Genomic DNA, 20,964 nt, shown 5'->3' with positions numbered 1-20,964 from the left:
GATCGGCCTCGGTTTGAACTTTCCGAGACGATCTCTTAGGACCACGGGGGGTGCGGTTCAAGGCTTATCGCCCCTGGACCGCCCGCAGAGCCCCCGGCCTCTTGCGCGCTGCCTGCTTTGACGCCATTCAGGACGCCACCGCCAATCCGAGGGTATCTCATGTCCGAACTTCACGAAAACCGCCTCAAGCGCCTCTCGATGCGCTCCTGGCGTCGCGGCACCAAAGAGATGGATCTGGTGCTCGGCCCCTGGTCGGATGTGCATCTCAAAGACCTCACCGGCGCAAAGCTCGACACCTATGAGCAGCTGCTCAATGAGAATGATCAGGACCTTCTGCCCTGGGTTCTGGGTCAGGCCGAGGCCCCCGAGGCCCTGCGCGATCTGATTGCGGAGATTGGTGATTTCGCCCGGGCGCGGCTTCGCGCGCATCACTGACGCGCGGTTTACTCTATCCTGGACATTTGCAGCGATTCTGCGGGGAATTTCGCGTTCAGCCGGAGTCTCCCATGTCCTTCCAAAGCCGCGTTCCCGATCCCTCCCTGCGCGGGCTGATGCCCGGATACCTCGAAAATCTCGCTCTGGTGGAGCGGCTTCACCGCCTTCTGCTTGATGTCATTAAAGATGAATTTGAACGGCTGGGCCTGCTGGAGATTAATTCCGTTCAGGCCCTGCTGCTGTTCAACATCGGTGAGAATGAGGTCACGGCCGGCGAGTTGAAAACCCGCGGCTATTACCAGGGCTCGAACGTCAGCTACAATCTGAAGAAGCTGGTGGAGCTTGGCTATATGCACCACCAGCGCTCTGAAATCGACCGCAGGTCAGTGCGCGTGCGCCTGACCGACAAAGGCCGCGATGTGCGCGGGGTGATGCATGATCTGTTTACGCGCCATGCAGAGAGCCTGAGCGCCCGCAATCTCGTCAATCCCGAATCGATGGAAACGGTCAACTCTGCCCTGCGCCGGATGGAGCGCTATTGGACAGAGCAGATCCGCTATATTTACTGACCCTGCGAGGGCGTGGCAGCACGGCTCAGAATGCGCAAAGGCGCGGTCAGCGGATTTTTCCGCAGATCCGCTTTTGCCTGCTCAAACCGCATGACCGAAGCGATCCGGCGTTCCAGAAAGCCCCGCGTCTCTGAGGCACCTTCGCTGTCATCGCCCAGCCAGTAAAGCACCGTGCTGCCGTAAACCGCCGAAAGCGTGGCGCGCTTCGAGTAGTGGCTGAAGCCGGTGGAGCTGTCGCCCGCAAGCGTCCAGATCAGGTCAGCTGTCCGCCATATGGCTGCCGCACCCTCCGCCGCAAGATGCGGCAGCGCCAGAAGAGAACTGGCGGCGCGGACAACTTCACGGTCGCCCGCGGCCTCAAGGCGCATCATCACCAGTTCAGTGATTCGCTGGCGAAAGCGCAGGGCGGTCAGATCCATCAGCGCGGCCCTCCGGCGCAGCGCCTCATCGCCCAGAAGATACGCGGTCAGCGCCAGATCCACCCCGCCACGCGGCATATGCACCTTCGCCAGCGCCAGATCGATGCCGATATCGTGCGCCGCCGCTGCCAGTGTCACATCAGACCAGCCGTCGAAAGGAACATGTGCCAATGCCGCCTGCGCCAGTTTTGCTTTCAGCCCGGTCATCTCAGCCTCCGTCTCGCAGACCCACAGGGTAGACAACTTCCCCGCCTTTTGCTATAGGCGCCAGGCCTGCACATTCAGTGCAACTCAAACCTAGAAAGGTGGTGAAAACCACATGCAGGTCAGCGTTCGCGACAACAACGTCGATCAGGCCCTCCGGGCTCTGAAGAAAAAGCTCCAGCGCGAAGGCGTCTTCCGCGAAATGAAGCTCAAGCAGCATTTCGAGAAACCGTCCGTCAAAAAAGCCCGTGAGCAAGCCGAAGCGATCCGCCGTGCGCGTAAACTCGCGCGCAAGAAGGCGCAGCGCGAAGGCGCTCTCTGAGCGATTTCGAACTCTGGGTGACCTCGGTCACCGATGGTGAACCCCCAGGGCCTGGCCTTCGGGGGTTTTTCATTGACCAGGCCTCAAACGCACCCCGGCTGCACAAACCCCGCCCCCTTTCCGGCGCAGCGCCTCCTGTATCGAAATCACTCCCCTCTGAGGCGGACCATCCCCCCACCGCTGACACGTCCCTCGTCGCAAAAACCCGCCCGGTTAAGATCATCCACAGACAGCACAACCCCGCGACGTCTCATAAGCCACACATCAGAGCCGAAGATCTGAAAAACTTTGCCGGTCAAAATATAACATTCGGTCTTTTCAACTGCGACAGCCTGAGTATAGTTGCGACCATGACACGGGACCAACATATCGCGCATACCGGCACTTTCGCCGCGCAAAGCCTCTCCCGGGGTCTGCTTCTTCTTACGCTCCTCTGAGCGTGCCCACGGGCGCGACCGCTCAGAGGTGACCAGCGCCCGAAGACAGCAGCAAAACCCGAAGGAGTTCAGGCAATGACCGATCAGCCCCGCGTAATCATTTTCGACACCACCCTGCGTGACGGCGAGCAATCGCCCGGCGCCACCATGACCCACGAAGAGAAGCTGGAAATCGCCGGCCTGCTCGACGAAATGGGCGTAGATGTCATCGAAGCCGGCTTCCCGATTGCCTCGGAAGGCGATTTCGCCGCCGTTGCCGAAATCGCAAAACGCAGCAAAAATTCGACAATCTGCGGCCTCTCGCGCGCCAATATCAAAGACATTGATCGCTGCTGGGAAGCTGTGCGCCACGCCGGCAAGCCGCGCATCCACACCTTCATCGGCACCTCGCCGCTGCACCGCGCCATCCCCAATCTGTCCATGGACCAGATGGCGGAACTCATCCACCAGACGGTCACCCACGCCCGCAACCTCTGCGAGGACGTGCAGTGGTCAGCCATGGATGCGACCCGCACCGAGCGCGATTATCTCTGCCGCGTGGTAGAGATCGCCATCAAAGCCGGTGCCACCACCATCAATATCCCCGATACCGTCGGGTATACCTACCCCTTCGAATCGGCAGAGATCATCCGCATGCTGCTGGAGAAAGTTCCGGGTGCCGATGAGGTGATTTTCGCCACCCACTGCCACAACGACCTCGGCATGGCGACCGCCAATTCGCTGGCCGCCGTTGAGGCCGGGGCACGCCAGATCGAATGCACGATCAACGGCCTCGGCGAACGTGCCGGCAATACGGCGCTGGAAGAAGTCGTCATGGCGCTGCGCGTGCGCAACGACATCCTGCCCTACCGCACCGGCATCGATACCACTAAAATCATGAACCTGAGCCGCCGTGTCTCGGCCGTTTCGGGCTTCCCGGTCCAGTTCAACAAAGCAGTGGTCGGTAAAAACGCCTTCCTGCACGAATCCGGTATCCACCAGGACGGCGTTCTGAAAAACGTCGAAACCTTCGAGATCATGAAGCCCGAAGACATCGGCCTGAACGCGAAGAACATTGCGATGGGCAAGCATTCGGGCCGCGCCGCTCTGCGCTCGAAGATGAAAGAGCTGGGCTTTGATCTGGCCGACAACCAGCTCAACGATGTCTTCGTGCGCTTCAAGGCCCTGGCCGACCGTAAAAAAGAGGTCTATGACGACGATCTGGTCGCCCTGGTCGCCGATCAGGCCGCCAATACCGAAAGCGACACGCTGAAGCTGAAGCGTCTGCGCGTCATCTCCGGCACCGAGGGCCCGCAGGAGGCTGAGATTACCCTGGTGATCGAAGGTGTTGAAAAAAGCACCGATGCGACCGGCGACGGCTCCGTCGATGCCACCTTCAATGCCATCAAAGCGCTCTGGCCGCATAAGGCCAATCTGCAACTCTATCAGGTCGGCGCCGTCACTGAGGGGACCGACGCTCAGGCGACTGTCTCGGTACGCCTCGAAGAGGATGGCTTCATCTCAATGGGCCATGGCTCAGATACCGACACCATTGTGGCCTCTGCCAAAGCCTATCTGAACGCGCTGAACCGCCTCGCAACGCGCCGCGCGAAAGGCACGCCCGGCGAAGACGTGAAGATCATCGCCTATCACGACAAGGTCTGACGACCCTTTCAACAGGAAAGCCGCGCCCGGCTCAGGCGCGGCTTCTGTTTTGGCTTTTCTGAAATACTCTCGGGTGGAGTCCGGGGAGGGCAGACAGCCCTCCCCGGCCTCTCCGCTCAAAGCCAATCGCGCAGAATGGGGATCAGCGGAATATCCGCCGGCGGCATGGGATATTCCTTCAGCGCCGTCGGAGCGACCCACTTTAAGACCTGCCCCTCGCGAGGCTGCGGCGTCCCCTGCCAGCGCCGGCACACAAAAAGCGGCATCAGCAGGTGAAAATTTTCATAGGCATGCGAAGCAAAGGTCAGCGGCGCAAGGCAGGATGACCAGGTGTCGATGCCCAACTCTTCTTTCAGTTCGCGGATCAAAGCGGCTTCCGGTGTCTCACCGGCTTCGACTTTCCCGCCGGGAAATTCCCAAAGACCTGCAAGAGATTTTCCTTCCGGACGCTGCGCCAGCAGGACACGGCCGTCAGCGTCGACCAGAGCGACGGCAGAGACGAGAACGATTTTCATGACGCGGGGCCTTTCATACGGAAAGGCCGGGGGCGCTGCCCCCGGACCCCCGGAGTATTTTCAAAAACCCAAAGCCGACCTGACGGCTCAGGAGCGATAATCCGCGTTGATATCGATGTAGCCATGGGTCAGATCGCAGGTCCAGACCGTACGGGACGCGCTGCCAAGCCCGAGATCGACGCTGAGCACCAGCTCATCTTTCTTCATATAGGCTGACGTTTCTGCCTCGGAATAATCCGGGTTTCGCCAGCCCTTTTCTGCCACGAGGATATCGCCGAAGCGGATCGAGAGAAGATCCCGCTCGGCCCTGGCCCCGGATTTGCCAACCGCCATTACCACCCGGCCCCAGTTCGCATCTTCGCCTGCAATCGCGGTTTTCACGAGGGGCGAATTCGCGATGGCCATGGCAACGCGATGGGCATCCTGCGCATCCGCAGCGCCCGTCACCCGGACCTCGATGAATTTTGAAGCGCCCTCGCCGTCGCGCACAACCTGCTTGGCCAGGTCGAGCATGACGGTTTTCAATGCGGCATCAAAATCTTTCGCGACTTTCGAGCGCAGATCCGTAATCGGCGCGGCCGGGGACTGACCGGTCGCCGCAAGGATCAAGGCATCAGAGGTCGAGGTATCGCTGTCGACGGTGATACAGTTGAAAGTCTCATCCACCTGGCGGCTGAGCATCTTCTGCAGCATCGCGGGCGAGATTTTTGCGTCGGTGAAAATATAGACCAGCATGGTGGCCATATCCGGGGCGATCATGCCCGAACCTTTGGCAATGCCGGAGATCCGGATCTCACCACCCTCGCCTGCGATGACGGCCGATGCCCCTTTCGGGAAGGTATCGGTGGTCATAATGGCGCGGGCCGCAGCCGAGATGCCTTTGGCATCCAGTGAGGCGCTGAGACCGTCGAGTGCTTCGACAATCTTTTCATGGGGCAGCGGCTCACCGATGACCCCGGTCGAAGAGGTGAAGACGCGGCTTGCCGGAAGGCCCAGCTTTTCGCCGACAGCTTTGGTGATCGCATCGACGGAAGCCTGGCCTGCAGCGCCGGTGAAGGCGTTGGCATTGCCGGAGTTCACGAGGATCGCAGCCCCCTCGGTGCTTTGTTTCCCCGAGAGTTTGGCCTGAGCGTCAAGGACGCAGGCCGCGCGGGTTGACGAGCGGGTGAAGGCGCCTGCGATCGCCGTGCCAGGGGCAAGTCGCGCCAGCATGACATCGGTGCGGCCTTTATAGCGCACGCCCGCAGCCGCAGAGGCGAATTCCACACCGGCGATCTCGGGGAGATCCGGGAAAGCTGCGGGCGCGAGCGGCGAAACCGGATGGGCCTTTTTCGCAGCCGGCGCCGGGGCGGGCGCGGGCGGCTCAGGCGCTGCGGCCGGGGGTGTCGCCCCGAGCTGCGCCTTGAGCTTTTTAACTTTTTTCTTCAGAGCCTTCGCCCGCAGTTTCCAATCTTTGCCGGCCATGGCGCCCTCAGTTCTTAAAGAGGTCAGATTTCAGGATCGCCGGATCGATCCCATCGGCTTTGCGCTCAATCTTTGCAGCCGCTTCGGCCGCTTTGATTTTCTCTTCGACCGCGGTCTGCTCCAGCTCCATGGTGAGCTCAGCCTTCACGTCTTCGAGCTTCGGCGTCTCAGCCTGACGGGTCTCGTTGAGTTTGACGATATGCCAGCCGAACTGGGTCTGAGCCGGGGCCGAAACCTCACCGGCTTTCAGCGCGACGACAGCCTCTTCAAAGGGCTTTACCATCATCCCAAGGCCGAACCAGCCCAGCGAGCCGCCGCCCTGGGCAGAACCGTCGGTCGAATGGGCGCGGGCAAGCTCTGCGAAATCGGCACCATTGTCGATTTCAGCCTTCAGCTTTTTCGCCTCTTCTTCTTCGGCCACAAGAATATGTGACGCGTTATATTCGGTTGCGGGCGCTGCATCTTTGTAGCGCGCATCCCAGGCCTTCTGCAGCGCCTCATCGGTCACGGCTGCTTTGACCGCGGTTTGCAGCGCGAGGCCCGCCATATAGGCGCGGCGATCATTCTCAAGGGTCAGTTCATCGCGTTTGGCCACGAGGCTTTCACCCTCGGTTGCGAGCGCGGTCTGCTGAATCACCTGATCGAGAAGGCCTTTGAACAGAACATCATCGGGCAGCTGGCGATACTGCTCGGACAGCTGGTCGCGAAGCACCGAGAGGTGACCCAGCGTAATCTCTTTGCCGTTGACGGTGGCAACCACGGTCGAGGCGTCCTGCGCCAGAGCCGGAAGGGCGGCTGTGGCCCCCAGAAGTGCCAGTGCGAAGCCGCATGCGCGCATTTTCATCGGTCTTTTCTCCCCAAACCGCACAGGTCGGCGGCGTTGACACCTTGCAGACGGCCACTTACATCGCGAAGGTCGCAATGCCGGACCGCGTGCCCTTTGTGCTTCTTCTAGGCAAGGGCGGGAAGCGGAGCAAGTCCGGCAAAGAGGCGGACGCATCACGAACGGCTCAGCCGTTCAGAGGAGACGAGATAATATGCTGGGATTCGGAGCACTGGCGCGAAAAATATTCGGCTCGCCGAATGACCGCCTGGTGAAGTCAATTCGCCCGCTGGTCGCACAGATCAACGCGCTTGAGCCCGAGTTTAAGGCGTTGTCCGATCAGGGCCTGATCGACAGAACCGAAGAATTGAAGGCGCGTGTGGCCAAGGGTGCCACGCTGGATGAAATTCTGCCGGAAGCCTTTGCAAACTGCCGTGAAGGCGCACGCCGGGCCATTGGTCTGCGCGCCTTTGACACTCAGCTGATGGGCGGCATTTTCCTGCATAAGGGCAATATCGCTGAGATGAAGACCGGCGAGGGCAAGACCCTTGTTGCGACCTTCCCGGCCTATCTGAACGCGCTTGCGGGCAAGGGCGTTCACGTCGTCACGGTCAACGATTATCTGGCAAAGCGTGACGCAGAATGGATGAGCAAGGTTTATGGCGCGCTTGGTCTGACGACCGGTGTGGTCGTGCCCTGGCAGCCCGAGGATGAGAAGCGCGCGGCCTATGCCTGCGATATCACCTATGCCACCAACAACGAACTCGGCTTCGATTATCTGCGCGATAATATGAAGGGCCGCGTGGAAGAGATGGCCCAGCGTGGTCACTTCTTTGCGATTGTGGACGAGGTCGATTCGATCCTGATCGATGAGGCACGCACGCCGCTGATCATCTCGGGACCCTCCCAGGATCGTTCAGATCTTTACAAGGCCGTGGATGTTCTGATCCCGCTGGTCTCGGAAGAGCATTACAAACTTGATGAAAAACAGCGCTCGGTCACCTGGACCGAAGAGGGCAACGAATTCATCGAGCAAAAGCTGAGCGAAGTCGGTCTGCTGCCGGAAGGCCAGTCGCTTTACGATCCCGAAAGCACCTCGCTGGTTCACCATATGACCCAGGCGCTGCGGGCCCATAAGCTTTACCTGAAAGATCAGCATTACATCGTCCGCGACGGTGAGGTCATGCTGATTGACGAATTCACCGGCCGGATGATGAAGGGCCGCCGCCTCTCAGAGGGTCTGCACCAGGCCATCGAGGCGAAAGAGGGCGTGCAGATCCAGCCGGAGAACACCACCCTCGCTTCGGTGACCTTCCAGAACTACTTCCGCCTTTACGATAAACTGGCGGGCATGACCGGCACGGCGGCGACCGAGGCGGAAGAATTCGCCGAGATCTATAAGCTCGGCGTGGTCGAAGTGCCCACCAACCGTCCCGTGCAGCGCAAAGACGAGCATGATGCCGTCTACCGCACCGCCGGCGAGAAATACAAAGCCATCGTCGAGGAAATCAAAAAGGTCCATAAGACCGGTCAGCCCATTCTGGTCGGCACCACCTCGATCGAGAAATCTGAGATGCTGTCTCAGATGCTCACGGCTGCAAAAGTCCCGCATAACGTTCTGAACGCGCGCCAGCACGAGCAGGAAGCCCAGATCGTCGCCGATGCCGGCAAGCTGGGTGCGGTGACCATCGCCACCAATATGGCCGGTCGCGGCACGGATATTAAGCTCGGCGGCAATGTCGAGTTTAAGGTGATGGAAGCGATTGCGGCCAACCCTGAAGCCGACCCTGACGTGATTCGCGCACAGATTGAAGCCGAACATGAGGCCGCTGAGGCCGAGGTGAAGGCCGCTGGCGGTCTTTTCGTTCTGGCGACCGAGCGGCACGAATCGCGCCGCATCGACAACCAGCTGCGCGGCCGCTCGGGTCGTCAGGGCGACCCGGGCCGTTCGGCCTTCTATCTGTCGCTCGACGACGACCTGATGCGGATCTTCGGCTCAGAGCGTCTTGATAAGATGCTCTCGACGCTGGGCATGAAAGAGGGCGAGGCGATCGTTCACCCCTGGGTCAACAAATCGCTCGAAAAGGCCCAGGCCAAGGTTGAGGCCCGCAACTTCGACATTCGTAAGCAGCTGCTGAAATATGACGATGTGATGAACGATCAGCGTAAGGCGATCTTCAGCCAGCGTCTCGACATCATGCAGGCCGAAGATCTGAGCGAGATTGTCGAGGATATGCGCATTCAGGTCATCGAAGACCTGGTCGATCAGTATATGCCGCCGAAGTCTTTCCCCGATCAGTGGAACACCGAAGGTCTGGCAGAGGCGCTGCGCGAAAAGCTGACGATGGATCTGCCGGTCTCTGACTGGGCGAAAGAAGATGGCGTCGATCAGCAGGCCATGACGGACCGCCTGATTGAAACGGCAGAGGCGATGATGGCTGAAAAAGCCGCAGCCTTTGGCGAAGCGACCATGCGCGATATCCAGAAGCAGGTTCTGCTGCAGGCGATTGATGCAAAGTGGCGCGAGCATATCCTGCGTCTCGATCATCTGCGCTCGGTCATTCACTTCCGCGGCTATGCGCAGCGCGATCCGCTGAACGAATATAAGACCGAAGCCTTTGCGCTGTTCGAATCGATGCTCGAAGCGCTGCGCGGGGATGTCACTCAGCACCTCTCGCGCATCCGCCCGCTCTCGGATGAAGAGCGTGAGCAGATGATGCGTCAGATGCTGGCGCAGCAGCAGGGCCTTATGGCCCCGGCTGCCGAGCCTGAGGCCCCTGCCGCGCTTCCGGGCTTTGATGAGGCGGATCCCGCGACCTGGGGCAACCCGAGCCGCAATGATCCCTGCCCCTGCGGGTCGGGCGAGAAGTTCAAGCACTGCCACGGCCGCCTCGACTGAGGCGCCCCCGGGGCTGCAGGATTAAGCTTTCAGGCGGGCCGGGCGGAATCTTTCCCCCGGCCCGCCATTGTCTTGCCGCTTTCGCGGCCGAGAAGGCTTAAGGATTGGAAAGGAAGCCGGGAGGGCACGGGCCATGACGAAGCAACAGATGATCCGCCTGGGGGCCATTGTCGCCGTATCGGCGGTCTCCGTCGTCGCGCTGCAGATGTCAGGGGGCAAACCGGCACCTGCCGCTCCGGTTCAGATGGCCGTCGCGGCGGCCCCCGCCACCGAGCCCCCCGCCACGCCCGCCCCTGCGAAACCCGCGGCCTCTGTGGCTGAGGCCCCGGTCATTACCCCGGCCCCGGTTGTCAGCACACCCGCCGCGCCAGGCACCGCAGAGGCGGCCGGCCTCTCTGAGTGCCACGCGGATATGGCCCTCATCCCCCAGGCGGGCGCCATGCTCGATCTGGGGCTCCTGGCCCCCTGCCGCCCGGATGAACGGGTTGTGATCCGTCACGGCGGGCTGGTCATCACCGGTCAGACCTCTCCGGCCGGGACACTGATTGCCTCGCTTCCCGCCCTTGTCAGCCCCGCGGAGGTTCGGATGGAGTTCGCTGACGGCACCTCCGTTTCGCAAACGGTTGAGATCGAGGGCCTTGAAGACTTTGAGCGTTTCGCCGTGCAGTGGATGGAGGGCGATGCCTTCTCGCTGCATGCGCTGACGCCGGGGGCGGAGTACGACAGCCCCGGGCATCTCTCGGCAGCCAATCCGGGCCGCCCATCCGCAGAGGGGCATTTCCTTTCTGTGATCGGAAATCCCGCTGCCGAGCGCGCGCTGATGGCCGAGGTCTATACCTGGCCGAAAGGCCAGACCGCCGCTGACAGCCCGATCGGATTTTCGCTCGAGGCGGCCGTCACCGCGCAGAGCTGCGGCCGCGAGATGCCCGCAGAAACGCTGCACCTCTCGGGCGGCAGGCTTCTGGTGCGCGAGTTGTCGATCTCGATGCCCGACTGCACGGCGACCGGGGAATTCCTGGTCTTGCCAAATCCGGTCAGCCCGGAGAAACTTGCCGCGAACTGACCCGGCGTGCTGGATATCTTATGACTTCTCTGTTTCGCGCGGCGGTAATTTCCGCCGCGTTTTTCGTATCCTGTCCCGGGCCTGCCCTTGCTGATGACGTGACCCTGCGGGCGCGTTCAGGGGCGATGGAAGTCTCGGGCACGCTGGTGTCATTCGACGGCGAGACCTATCGCCTCGACAGCCGCTGGGGCCGTCTGACGCTGGAGGCCTCTGCCGTGGAGTGTGAGGGGCCGGGCTGCCCTGAGCTGCAGAGCTTTGCGCCTGAACTGCGCCTGATGGCGGATGACGCCACTGCAGATCACGTGCTGCTCCCCCTGCTCACCGCCTGGGCGGAACAGGAGGGGCTGACCCTCACCTCGACAGAGAGGCGTCACAGCCTCAGCACGCCGGAGGGAACACCCCGCCTGCATCTGCGCCGCCTGGAGCCCATGGGGGATGTCAGTGCTGCTCTCGCTGCGGGCGATGCCGATGCGGCCCTGGTGCTGCCTCCGGCAGATGGCGGACGCGGCCCGGGGCGCCCGGTGGCGCGGCTGCCCCTGGTCCTGGCCTCAGCCCCGGATGCGCCTCAGGGCGTGCTGAGCCGCCGCGCCCTGCGCGAGGCCCGCAGCACCGGGACCGGCTGGAAAGGCCTGACGGGCACGGATCGCCCGCTGGTCTGGCACAGCGCAGGCCGCCTCATCGATCTCGCTGCAATCGACCGCTTCGGCCCGACCCGCTTTGCCCCGGTCGCCGCAGGGGACAGCCGCGCCCTGGTTGAAGCGCTGAAGCGTGACCCCTGGGGCCTGGCCCTCCTGCCCGCCCCGCTGCCCGAGGGGCTGATGGAGCGCAGCCTGGCCGACAGCTGCGGCCTGATCCGCGATGCCTCGCCCTTCGCCCTTGCCGCCGGAGAGCACCCGCTGGCCGTCACGCTCCTGTGGCAGGGCTCCGGCCGCCGCCTGCCCGCAGAGGCCCGCCGCTTCGCGGAGTTCGCCACCAGCCGCGCGGCGCTGGCGCTTTCCCCCGCCATGGCCGCACCGCTCACCTCCCAGGGGACCCGGCTCAGCAATGCGCTGCTTGCCCGCAACCCCGACGTCAGCCTCGCCGATCTGCAGGAAGCCGTGACGCAGCTCGCAGCCGGTCGTCGCCTGCCCCTGACCATCCGCTATGACCGCAGCGGCGCCCCGGACGCCGAGGGCCGCGCCGCCATTGAGGCGCTGATCGCCCTGAGTGACGCCGGCGCCTTCGAGGGTCACAGCCTGCTCTTTGCCGGCTTCACCCCCTCCGCCGGCAAAGGCCCGGCCAACCGCAGGGCCTCGGCCGCCATGGCCGCCGCACAGCGCCGCCTCTTTGAGGCGGGCCTGCCGGCGGGCCGCCCCCGCCCCTCTACGGCAGAGGCGGGCTTTGGCGAGGCCCTGCCCATCGCCTGCGACGACAGCCCGGACGGTCAGAGGCTGAACCGGCGCGTTGAGATCTGGCTGCTGCCCGCGCCGTAAAGTTATCCCCGTTTTCCCCAGGGGATCACTTTCCTGGGGACAGTTCTCACCTTCGACTCTGCGCCCCGCGCCACACGCGGTACAAGCGGCTCCGGCCTCGGATTCGCCCCAAAATGGGCGATTTTCGGGGTTCGGGACCGCTTTTTTTCAGTCCCGGGGTTATCCGAAGTCTTGTCCACAGAATTCTGGAAACTGTCCCCCGATGTTTTACTTTACAGGGTTCCCCCAGGCTGCCACCATATCTAGTAATATCCCACATGATATTGCGGAGCGCGGCGTCCAAGTGCCTGGTAGTATGGGTGGTCGGCGCGATTCTTTTCAGGGGAAGGACCTCCCGTGGCGATTGCCGAAGACTTCGAATTCCACGATGACCTGCACCCGATCGATATGGTCGAGTCGCTGGCCGCGCATCACGCCTGGGATTTCGACCGGGTGACGGATGATCAGATCGCCATGACGGTGGATGGCCAGTGGCGCAGCTACGCCCTGACCCTTGCCTGGTCAGAGCGCGATGAAACCCTGCGGCTTCTGTGCACCTTTGAGATGGAGCCCCCCGAGGGCCGCGAGGCGGAACTCCTCAACATGCTCAACCGTGTGAACGATGACTGCTGGACGGGCTCGTTCAACTGGTGGCCGGATCAGAAGATGATGGTCTGGCGCTATGGCCTGATCCTCAGCCCCGGCCACGGCGCCAGCATGGATCAGCTGGACCGCATGATCCGCTCGGCGGTGGGCGCAGCAGAGCGGTTCTACCCGGCCTTCCAGCTCGTCTCCTGGGGCGGCCAGTCGCCGGATGACGCGCTCAAGATCGCCATGGCCGACGCCTGGGGCCGCGCCTGAGCCCTTGCCCCTCCCCGGTCGCGCGCTTAGGCTGAGCCCATGCGACCAGAGGGGCAAGAGATGGATTTCTCAGAGATTTCGCAACGCGGCCTTGTGCTGCTTGGCGCGGGCAAAATGGGCTCAGCCCTGCTGCAGGGCTGGCTGTCCGGGGGGCTCAGCCCTGCTGCGGTTTACGCCGTGGACCCCAATCCCTCCGACTGGCTGAAGGCACAGGGCGTGCAGATCAACGCGCCGCTGCCTGCCAATCCCGCCGTGGTCCTGGTGGCCGTCAAGCCGCAGATGATGGGCGCGGCACTTCCGCAACTTCAAAGCTACGGCGGCGGACGCACGCTCTTTGTCTCCGTGGCCGCAGGCACCACCATCGCCGCCTATGAGGCTGTGCTGGGCGCTGCCACCCCCATCGTGCGCTCGATGCCCAATACCCCCGCCGCCGTGGGCCGTGGCATCACCGCCATCATCGGCAATGCCCATGCCACCGCCGCCCATGTCAACACCGCGGAAGCCCTTCTCAGCGCCGTGGGCCAGGTGGTCCGCCTTGAGACCGAAGCCCAGATCGATGCCGTGACCGCCGTCTCCGGCTCCGGCCCGGCCTATGTTTTCCACCTCATCGAGGCACTCGCCGCCGCAGGCGAAGCTGAGGGCCTGCCCGCTGAGATGGCGATGCAACTGGCCCGCGCCACCATCATCGGCGCCGGCGAACTGGCCCGCCAGGCCCCGGAAAGCGCCTCGCAGCTCCGCATCAATGTCACCTCCCCCGGCGGCACCACCGCCGCCGCGCTTGAGGTGCTGATGGAGCCGGAAACGGGCTTTCCGCCGCTTCTCAGACGCGCCGTCAAAGCCGCCGCCGACCGCGGAAGGGCGCTTGGCAAATGACCATCTCATGGGAGGAGTTTGAGAAGGTCGACACCCGCTCCGGCCGCATCATCGCGGCCGAGCCCTATCCTGAGGCCCGCAAACCCGCGATCAAACTTCAGATCGATTTCGGCCCCGAGATCGGCATCAAACGCTCCTCCGCACAGCTGACGGTGCATTACAGCCCCGAAAGCCTGATCGGCCGCCAGGTGATCGCCGTCGTCAACTTTCCACCGCGCCGGATCGGCAAATTCCTCTCCGAGGTCCTGGTCCTCGGCCTGCCCGATGCTGACGGCAATGTGGTCCTGCTCGGCCCCGATCAACCGGTCCCCGAGGGAGTAAAACTCTTCTGATGCTGAACATCCTCATCACCCGCCAGATGCCCGAGAGCATCGAAGCAGAGGCCCGCAGCCTCGGCGACATCACTCTCCGGCATGAAACCACCCCTCTGACCGAGGCTGAGGTCACAAAAGCTCTGCAGAGCTTCGACGTCATTCTCTGCACCCTCGGCGACCGCTTCACCTCCTCCGCCATCGCCGCCGCAGGCCCCGCCCCGCGCTGCCGGCTGATTGCCAATTTCGGCGTCGGCTATAACCATATCGCCGCCGATACCGCCAAAGCCGCAGGCATCGCCGTCACCAATACCCCCGGCGCAGTGACTGAGGCCACGGCAGATATCGCCATGACCCTGCTCCTGATGACCGCCCGCCGCGCAGCTGAGGGCGAACGCCTCGCCCGCTCCGGCAGCTGGACCGGATGGCAGCCCACACAGATGCTCGGCCGGCAGGTCAGCGGCAAAACCATCAGCATCATCGGCATGGGCCGCATCGGCAAAGCCATCGCAAAACGCGCGCATTACGGCTTCGGCATGCAGGTGCGCTTCTTCAACCGCTCCCCGGTCGCAGATCCGGGCCTGCCCGCCACCCAGCTCGCCACGCTCACAGAGGCGATGACCTCCGACTTCACCGTGATCGCAGTCCCGGCCACCCCGGCCACCCACCACCTGATCGGCGCCGACGCCCTCGCCGCCATGCCGCGCCACGGCATCCTCATCAATATCGCACGGGGCGATATCATCGATGAAACCGCCCTCATTGACGCCCTGACCCGCAGAACCATCGCGGGCGCCGGTCTCGACGTCTATGAGTTTGAACCGCAGATCCCTGCCGCCCTGCGCAGCCTCGACACTGTCGTCCTGCTGCCCCACCTCGGCACCTCGGTGCTGGAGGTGCGGGAGGAAATGGGCCGCCTCGCGCTGCAAAACATCGCCGATTTCTCGGCGGGCCGCCCCCTCTCAACCCCGGTCTGAAAAAAGGGGCCCGGCTCCCGCCCGGCCCCTTTTCTTTGGCTTTTCTTAAATACTCATTCTTCTCTGCCCCCCGCCACAAGCGGGCGTTCAGAGGATCAGAGCGGCCCCGCCCTCAGTGGTTGCCACGCCGCACAAAGAGCCCCGCATCCTGCGCCGCACGCCGCAGCGCGCCGGATTTGTTCACGGTCTCCTCAAACTCAGCTTCGGGATCGCTGTCATAGACCACGCCGCCACCGGCCTGAATATACATGGTCTCATCTTTGACCACCGCCGTGCGCAAAGCGATGCAGAAGTCCATCTCGCCATTGGCGGCGAAATAACCCACACCGCCGCCATACACCCCGCGCTTTTCCGGCTCCAGCTCGTCAATGATCTCCATGGCGCGCACCTTCGGCGCACCGGAGACCGTCCCCGCCGGAAGCCCCGCCAGCAGCGCGGAAAGCGCATCCTCGCCCTCAGCAATCTCGCCCACGACGTTGGAGACGATGTGCATCACGTGGGAATAGCGCTCGATGATGAATTTCTCGGTCGGCCGCACGGTGCCGATCTTCGCCACCCGACCCACATCATTGCGCCCCAGATCGAGCAGCATCAGATGCTCGGCCAGCTCTTTCGGATCCGCCAGCAGATCGGCCTCAAGCGCCTTATCTTCGGCCTCAGTCGCGCCGCGCTTGCGGGTGCCTGCGATCGGACGGATCGTCACTTCACCTTCGCGCAGACGCACCAGGATCTCCGGGCTTGCCCCCACAACCTGGAAGCCGCCGAAATTAAAGAAGAACATGAAAGGCGAAGGGTTGGTCCGGCGCAGCGAGCGGTAAAGCGCGAAGGGCGGCAGCGGAAACTCCAGCGACCAGCGCTGGCTCGGCACACATTGGAAGATGTCGCCCGCTTTGATATACTCTTTGGCCTTCAGCACCGCAGCCTTATAGCCCTCAGGCGTGAAGTTGGAGCGCAGCTCGCCCACCTGGGCCACCTCGCCCAGATCCCGCGGCGCCGCCGGCGCACGGTCGAGATCCTTCAGCGCATCCATCACCCGCTCTGCCGCCTGGGCATAGGCCGCCCGGGCGGAAAGCCCCGAGGACACCCAGGCCGGTGCGACCAGCGTCACCTCACCCTTCACCCCGTCCAGCACCGCGATCACCGAAGGACGCATCAGCACCGCATCGGGCAGACCGAGGGTATCCTCCGGCACATTCGGCAGATGCTCGACAAGGCGGATCATGTCATAGCCCAGATAGCCAAACAGCCCCGCCGCAATCGCCGGAAGCTCGGACGGCATATCAATCGCGCATTCCGCGATCAGCGCGCGCAGGGTCTCCAGGGGATGGCCCTCAAGATCCTCAAAGGCATTGGCCTCATAGCGGGCCTGACGGTTGATACGGCTTTGCTCGCCGTGGCACTGCCAGATCAGATCGGGCTTCATGCCCACCACCGAATAGCGCCCCCGCACTTCCCCGCCGGTCACCGATTCCAGCATGAAGGTGTCCGAGCGCGCCTCTGCCAGCTTCAGCATCAGCGAGACCGGCGTGTCGAGATCCGCCGCAAGCCGGGTCCAGACGACCTGGTTCCTGCCCTCATTCCAGCCCTTCTCAAAAGCGTCGAAACCAGGAACCAGTGTCATATCGGTCAGCCTTCTTCAGTCAGTACTCAGCGCATCTGCGCGTGGACGGCTTCAATCGCCGCCTGATCGAGGGAGATATCCGCCCCCGTTTCCAGTGCTGCAGCCAGCAGCGCAAAGGCATCCTGCCCCATGTCCTGCCCAAGCTGCGTCGAGACGGTCGAGACCAGCAGACGGGCCTCTTCGCTGTCGGGATCGGCCTTACGGATGGAGTCGAGGCGCAGAACGGCGGTGAACTCGGGCGCGCTGACGGTGGTCAGATCGCCCTCTGCCTGCAGCGCAAAGACATCCGCCAGCAGGCTGGCCGGAGCCGCATCGATGCGGCCGCCGCGCGGCATATCCGCATGGGTTTCAACCGTCCCCAGCGTGGCGGCATCCGCCCCCTCCGCCAGAGCCTTCTCCACCTCAGCCGCACGCGCTTTCAAAGCATCGCGCTCTGCCCCTTCAAAGGCTGCGGCTCTGGCCTGCTCACGCACCTCTTCAAAGGGCAGCAGCGCCGGAGCGTCGATCCCGTCCAGGCGCAGCGCCACAAGGCTGCCATCCTCAAGAAGGAAGCCATGGGCAAAATCGCGCTCGCCTGCAGCCAGGGCTTTGGTGCGGAAGGCCGGATAGGCCGCAAGGCCCTCATCGCTGTCGGCATTCAGCTCAATGGTGCCAAGGGTCATGCCTGCCTCTTTGGCAGCTTCCTCAAGGGTCGCCCCACCGGCCAGGATGTCTTCGAGGTCATTGACGCGGGTCGCAATCGAGCGACGGGCCGCATCCTGTGCAAATTCCGACACCAGATCGGCTTTTGCCTGCTCAAAGGTCACTTCTTCGGCGGCAAAAACCGCATTCATCCGAAAGAGGGCCGGGCCAAGCGGGGTCGGCAGCGGACCGGCCACACCGGGCGCGCCGAGAGCAAAGACGCCCTCTGCGGCTTCGCCAAGATCTTCGCGGCTCAGATCGCCCAGATCGATATCGCTCAGGGTCAGACCGCGCTCTGTGACGAGTTCCTCGAAGGTGACGGTCCCGGCATCAAGGCGCGCTTTGGCGGCATCGGCGGCAGCCTGATCAGGGAAGATCAGCCGCTCAACCAGACGACGCTCCGGCTGGACGTAATCCGACAGACGCTGCTCATAGAGCTTGCGCAGTTCGGCCTCATCCACCTCGGTGGTTTTGGCGACATCATCGGTCATCAGCGCGATATAGGTGATGCGACGGGTCTCGGGCCGGGTGAAATCTGCGGGATTTGCGTCATACCATGCTTTGACAGCAGCCTCATCAGGCGCGGCCACCGGTTCCGGCAGGTTTTCAGCGGTCAGACGCACAAGGGTAAAGCTGCGGCGCTCTTCGATATAATCAAGGAAGGTCGTCGCCGCGACGTCAGAGCCGGGCATCCCCGCAACCACCGCCGTCTGCAAAAGACCACGCGCCAGATCGCGGCGCATCCGCGCCTCAAACTCTGCCTCGGTCCAGCCGTTGTCGCGCAGCATGCCGCTATAGGCCCCGCGGTCAAACTGACCATTGGCCCCAGAGAACGAAGGGTTGGAGCGAATCTCGGTCGCCAGACGCTGATCGCCGGTGGAAATACCGATACGCTTAGCCTCGGCATCCAGAACCGCCTGGGTCACCAGACGCTGGCGCACCGCACCATCAAGACCAAAGGCCGCAGCTTCGTTGAAGCTCAGCGGTTTGCCGGCCTGCGCCGAAAGCGCATTCAGATCGGTGCGCAGAGCGCGGAAATACTCGGTCGTCGAGATATCCTCACCCGACACCGAGCCGATCTTACGCACATTGCCGCCGAAATTGCTGACGCCAAACCCGCTGAGGCCGATGATGAGCAATGCCATCAGAACCCAGACGAACAGCTGTCCCGCCTTGCCACCCTTCGCCATCAACCCCTCCGGTCGTGAAAACTTTCCGTTTGTCTAAGGGTTGCTGCCCTCCGGAGCAATCCCTTAGCATAGTCCCCCGGATCAGCGGCGGGGCAGCGTCAGCCGGTCAAGCCGCGCCGCCATTTCACGCAGACCATCGGCGTCACAGTTTGCAAAAGCGATGCGCATCTGGCCATGCGCCCCGGCCGAGCCTTCGGGCATAAACATCGTGCCCGGCAGCATCAGAACACCCTGTTCAGAAAGGATGGCCTTTGCCACTTCCGGGCCGCTGCCCGCAAAAGGATGGCGCGCATAGGCGAAAAACGCCCCCGCCCCCATCAGCTCCCAGCCCGGCAGATCGGCGATGGCGGCCTCAACGGCACGGCGGCGGGCCAGGATTTCCTGGCGCTCCCCCTCAACCCAGCGGCCCAGATTCCGCATACCCCAAAGCGCTGCGATCTGACCGAGCTGGCCCGGGCAGATCGCCACGGTGTCGAGGAATTTCTCCACCTCTGCCAGACGCGCTTCAGAGGCGACAATGGCCCCGACGCGGTGGCCGGTCAGCCGGTAAGCCTTGGAGAAACTGTAAAGCTGCACCAGCACATCCGACCAGTCAGGGTCCATGAACAGATCATGCACACGGCCATCACGGCTGTCGAAATCACGATAGGTCTCATCAACGATCAGCGCGAGGCCGCGGGCGCGGCAGAGATCGCGGAAGGCCGCCATGGTCTCTGCCGGATATTCCGCGCCGCCCGGGTTGTTGGGCGAGACCAGAACAATCGCCTTTGTGCGGTCGGTGATCAGTCGCGCCGCTGCCTCTGCCTCAGGGATCAGCCCTGCGCCCGGCGTCAGCGGAACGGCCTTAACACCCTGCATATCAAGCCACATTTTGTGGTTAAAATACCATGGCACCGTCAGAATGATCTCATCGCCAGGCGCGGCAAGGGTTGCCAGAACGGCACAGAAGGCCTGATTGCACCCTTGGGTGATGGCCACCTGCGAGGCCCGCACCCGGCCCGCATAGGCCCGCGACCACTGCGCCGCGATTTCCTCGCGCAGCTCATCCATCCCCAGCACCGCGCCATAAAGATGCGCCGCCGGCTGATGAAGTGCGGCCTCTGCAATGGCTTCCCGCAGCGGCAGCGGCGGCACCTCCGTCGGCGCGGCCTGCGAGACATTGATCAGCGACAGCCCCGCAGGCAGCGCCGTCGAGGCGCGCCAGCGGTGCGCCTCCATCACCGGCGGTGCAAAAGTCGTGGCCATGGCGGGATTAAGCGGGCGGATCATAGGGCAGTCTCCTGTAACGCGGAAAGGTTGCCTCCCTCTGCGGGCCGCCGCAAGGGCCAACTGTCCCCGGAACCGCGCGGCGGCTCTGCGGTTGTGGCAGGAGGCGGATTTCGCCCGGCCTTTGCGCAACTTCGTTGCCCGAAGCGCGCCCATCCGCTATCCAAAGCTGTCTGCCGGAGAGATCTATGACCCGTTTTCGTCTGCCCGCCGCCCTGATGATCGCAGCCCTGGCCCTCTCGGCCTGCGAAACCCGCACCGGGCTGACCCCGCCGCCGGCCATGCTCACCCAGCACTTCAAACTCGGCCATGCCGTGGTGGTGGCTGACACGGCAACCAAAGCGCCGATCTCGCGCGATGCCACCAAAGAGCAGCTGGAAACCGCCGTCACCAAAGCGGTGAAAGACCGTTTCTCCCGTCTCGACGGCAATGCTTTCTACCACCTTGGCATCAATGTCGACGGCTATGCCCTGGCCCCCCCCGGTGTGCCGCTGGTGGTCTCGCCCAAATCGGTGATGATCGTCTCCGTGACGCTGATGTCGGACACCGAAGGCGGCAAAAAACTCAATGAGAAGCCCGAACAGCTGACCGTCTTTGAAACGCTCTCAGCGGGCACGGCCATCGGCTCGGGCCTGACGAAATCGGCTGAGGAGCAGCTTGAGAATCTCGCCTTCAACACGGCCCTGGCGATTGAGGACTGGCTCGGGAAAAACCCGCAATTCTTCGATCCGCGTGCAAAACCGCTGGTCCGTGCCCCCGGCGCTGCGGCTCAATAAGCATAACACGGCTGAATCGCGGCAGAATTCGTCATAGCGCCTTGAAAAACCGGGGCGTGAAGGATAAATGCGCCGTGGTATTGAATCGGGCCGTCCGTTTCTTGCGGCGGCCCCCTTGCATGGGGATGGCCGCGATATGGCGAAGTCCAAGTTCGAACGCAAT

19 protein-coding genes are annotated in these 20,964 nt (G+C 63.1%); 12 read left to right on the top strand and 7 right to left on the bottom strand.

Going from position 1 to position 20,964, the window contains the following annotated elements:
- Nucleotides 1-159 precede the first annotated feature (159 nt).
- Together EP867_RS03865 and EP867_RS03860 are read left to right on the top strand one after the other, a co-directional pair.
- Complete coding sequence (locus tag EP867_RS03865) at nt 160-435, top strand: succinate dehydrogenase assembly factor 2 (protein ID WP_128486889.1); 276 nt, start codon at nt 160-162, stop codon at nt 433-435.
- A gap of 71 nt (nt 436-506) precedes the next feature.
- Nucleotides 507-1,004, top strand: coding sequence for a MarR family winged helix-turn-helix transcriptional regulator (locus tag EP867_RS03860; protein WP_128486888.1), 498 nt, complete (start codon nt 507-509; stop codon nt 1,002-1,004).
- On the opposite strand, the gene EP867_RS03855 is transcribed toward EP867_RS03860, so the two are convergent.
- Nucleotides 998-1,630 carry a COQ9 family protein gene (locus EP867_RS03855; RefSeq protein ID WP_128486887.1) on the bottom strand — a complete coding sequence of 211 codons (633 nt, stop codon included), beginning with the start codon at nt 1,628-1,630 and terminating at the stop codon, nt 998-1,000. The genes EP867_RS03860 and EP867_RS03855 overlap by 7 nt on opposite strands.
- 112 nt (nt 1,631-1,742) lie before the next feature.
- Here EP867_RS03855 and rpsU point away from each other — a divergent pair, with 112 nt between their 5' ends.
- Together rpsU and EP867_RS03845 are read left to right on the top strand one after the other, a co-directional pair.
- Entirely contained in the window at nt 1,743-1,949 is a 207-nt protein-coding gene (gene rpsU, locus EP867_RS03850; protein ID WP_124964075.1) for a 30S ribosomal protein S21, read from the top strand.
- A 512-nt stretch (nt 1,950-2,461) separates the two neighbouring features.
- Complete coding sequence (locus tag EP867_RS03845; RefSeq protein ID WP_128486886.1) at nt 2,462-4,030, top strand: 2-isopropylmalate synthase; 1,569 nt, start codon at nt 2,462-2,464, stop codon at nt 4,028-4,030.
- Between the two features lie 116 nt (nt 4,031-4,146).
- On the opposite strand, the gene mutT is transcribed toward EP867_RS03845, so the two are convergent.
- The 3 genes from mutT to EP867_RS03830 all read right to left on the bottom strand — a co-directional run bounded on the left by mutT (nt 4,147) and on the right by EP867_RS03830 (nt 6,853).
- Nucleotides 4,147-4,545 carry an 8-oxo-dGTP diphosphatase MutT gene (mutT, locus tag EP867_RS03840; RefSeq protein WP_128486885.1) on the bottom strand — a complete coding sequence of 133 codons (399 nt, stop codon included), beginning with the start codon at nt 4,543-4,545 and terminating at the stop codon, nt 4,147-4,149.
- Nucleotides 4,546-4,632: 87 nt separating this feature from the next.
- Nucleotides 4,633-6,009 (bottom strand): bifunctional glutamate N-acetyltransferase/amino-acid acetyltransferase ArgJ, encoded by a 1,377-nt coding sequence (gene argJ, locus EP867_RS03835; protein WP_128486884.1) that lies wholly within the window; start codon nt 6,007-6,009, stop codon nt 4,633-4,635.
- Between the two features lie 7 nt (nt 6,010-6,016).
- Nucleotides 6,017-6,853 carry a peptidylprolyl isomerase gene (locus EP867_RS03830; protein WP_128486883.1) on the bottom strand — a complete coding sequence of 279 codons (837 nt, stop codon included), beginning with the start codon at nt 6,851-6,853 and terminating at the stop codon, nt 6,017-6,019.
- Between the two features lie 193 nt (nt 6,854-7,046).
- On the opposite strand from EP867_RS03830, the gene secA reads away from it, so the two are divergent.
- From secA to EP867_RS03795, 7 genes are all read left to right on the top strand, one after another.
- Nucleotides 7,047-9,731 (top strand): preprotein translocase subunit SecA, encoded by a 2,685-nt coding sequence (secA, locus tag EP867_RS03825; RefSeq protein WP_128486882.1) that lies wholly within the window; start codon nt 7,047-7,049, stop codon nt 9,729-9,731.
- A 133-nt stretch (nt 9,732-9,864) separates the two neighbouring features.
- A complete protein-coding gene (locus tag EP867_RS03820) occupies nt 9,865-10,794 on the top strand; it encodes a hypothetical protein (protein ID WP_128486881.1) in 930 nt (309 codons plus the stop codon).
- 20 nt (nt 10,795-10,814) lie between these two features.
- Nucleotides 10,815-12,266 carry an OmpA family protein gene (locus EP867_RS03815; protein WP_128486880.1) on the top strand — a complete coding sequence of 484 codons (1,452 nt, stop codon included), beginning with the start codon at nt 10,815-10,817 and terminating at the stop codon, nt 12,264-12,266.
- Nucleotides 12,267-12,602: 336 nt separating this feature from the next.
- Nucleotides 12,603-13,106, top strand: a complete 504-nt coding sequence (locus EP867_RS03810; RefSeq protein ID WP_128486879.1) for a type III secretion system chaperone family protein — start codon at nt 12,603-12,605, stop codon at nt 13,104-13,106.
- 60 nt (nt 13,107-13,166) lie between these two features.
- The gene (gene proC, locus EP867_RS03805) at nt 13,167-13,979 is read left to right on the top strand and encodes a pyrroline-5-carboxylate reductase (protein ID WP_128486878.1); all 813 of its coding nucleotides are present in this window, start codon (nt 13,167-13,169) and stop codon (nt 13,977-13,979) included.
- Nucleotides 13,976-14,311: a tRNA-binding protein gene (locus EP867_RS03800; protein WP_128486877.1), complete on the top strand. Its 336-nt coding sequence runs from the start codon at nt 13,976-13,978 to the stop codon at nt 14,309-14,311. The genes proC and EP867_RS03800 overlap by 4 nt, the downstream gene beginning before the upstream one ends.
- Before the next feature lie 2 nt (nt 14,312-14,313).
- Nucleotides 14,314-15,267, top strand: coding sequence for a 2-hydroxyacid dehydrogenase (locus EP867_RS03795; RefSeq protein WP_128486993.1), 954 nt, complete (start codon nt 14,314-14,316; stop codon nt 15,265-15,267).
- Nucleotides 15,268-15,379: 112 nt separating this feature from the next.
- Here the strand turns inward: EP867_RS03795 and trpE are convergent, their stop codons facing one another.
- The 3 genes from trpE to EP867_RS03780 form a co-directional block, all read right to left on the bottom strand.
- On the bottom strand, nt 15,380-16,888 hold the full coding sequence (gene trpE, locus EP867_RS03790; RefSeq protein WP_128486876.1) for an anthranilate synthase component I: 1,509 nt from the start codon (nt 16,886-16,888) through the stop codon (nt 15,380-15,382).
- A 26-nt stretch (nt 16,889-16,914) separates the two neighbouring features.
- A complete protein-coding gene (locus EP867_RS03785) occupies nt 16,915-18,759 on the bottom strand; it encodes a peptidylprolyl isomerase (protein WP_128486875.1) in 1,845 nt (614 codons plus the stop codon).
- Nucleotides 18,760-18,840: 81 nt separating this feature from the next.
- Nucleotides 18,841-20,028: an aminotransferase gene (locus tag EP867_RS03780; protein ID WP_128486874.1), complete on the bottom strand. Its 1,188-nt coding sequence runs from the start codon at nt 20,026-20,028 to the stop codon at nt 18,841-18,843.
- A 185-nt stretch (nt 20,029-20,213) separates the two neighbouring features.
- Between EP867_RS03780 and EP867_RS03775 the strand changes: the two genes are divergently transcribed.
- Nucleotides 20,214-20,801: a hypothetical protein gene (locus tag EP867_RS03775; protein ID WP_128486873.1), complete on the top strand. Its 588-nt coding sequence runs from the start codon at nt 20,214-20,216 to the stop codon at nt 20,799-20,801.
- Nucleotides 20,802-20,964 lie beyond the last annotated feature (163 nt).

The sequence above is a fragment of the Falsigemmobacter intermedius genome (genome assembly GCF_004054105.1).
Lineage (GTDB): Bacteria > Pseudomonadota > Alphaproteobacteria > Rhodobacterales > Rhodobacteraceae > Wagnerdoeblera > Wagnerdoeblera intermedia.
Note: the sequence above shows the minus strand (reverse complement) of the source record. Positions and strands in the feature narration are given on the sequence as shown.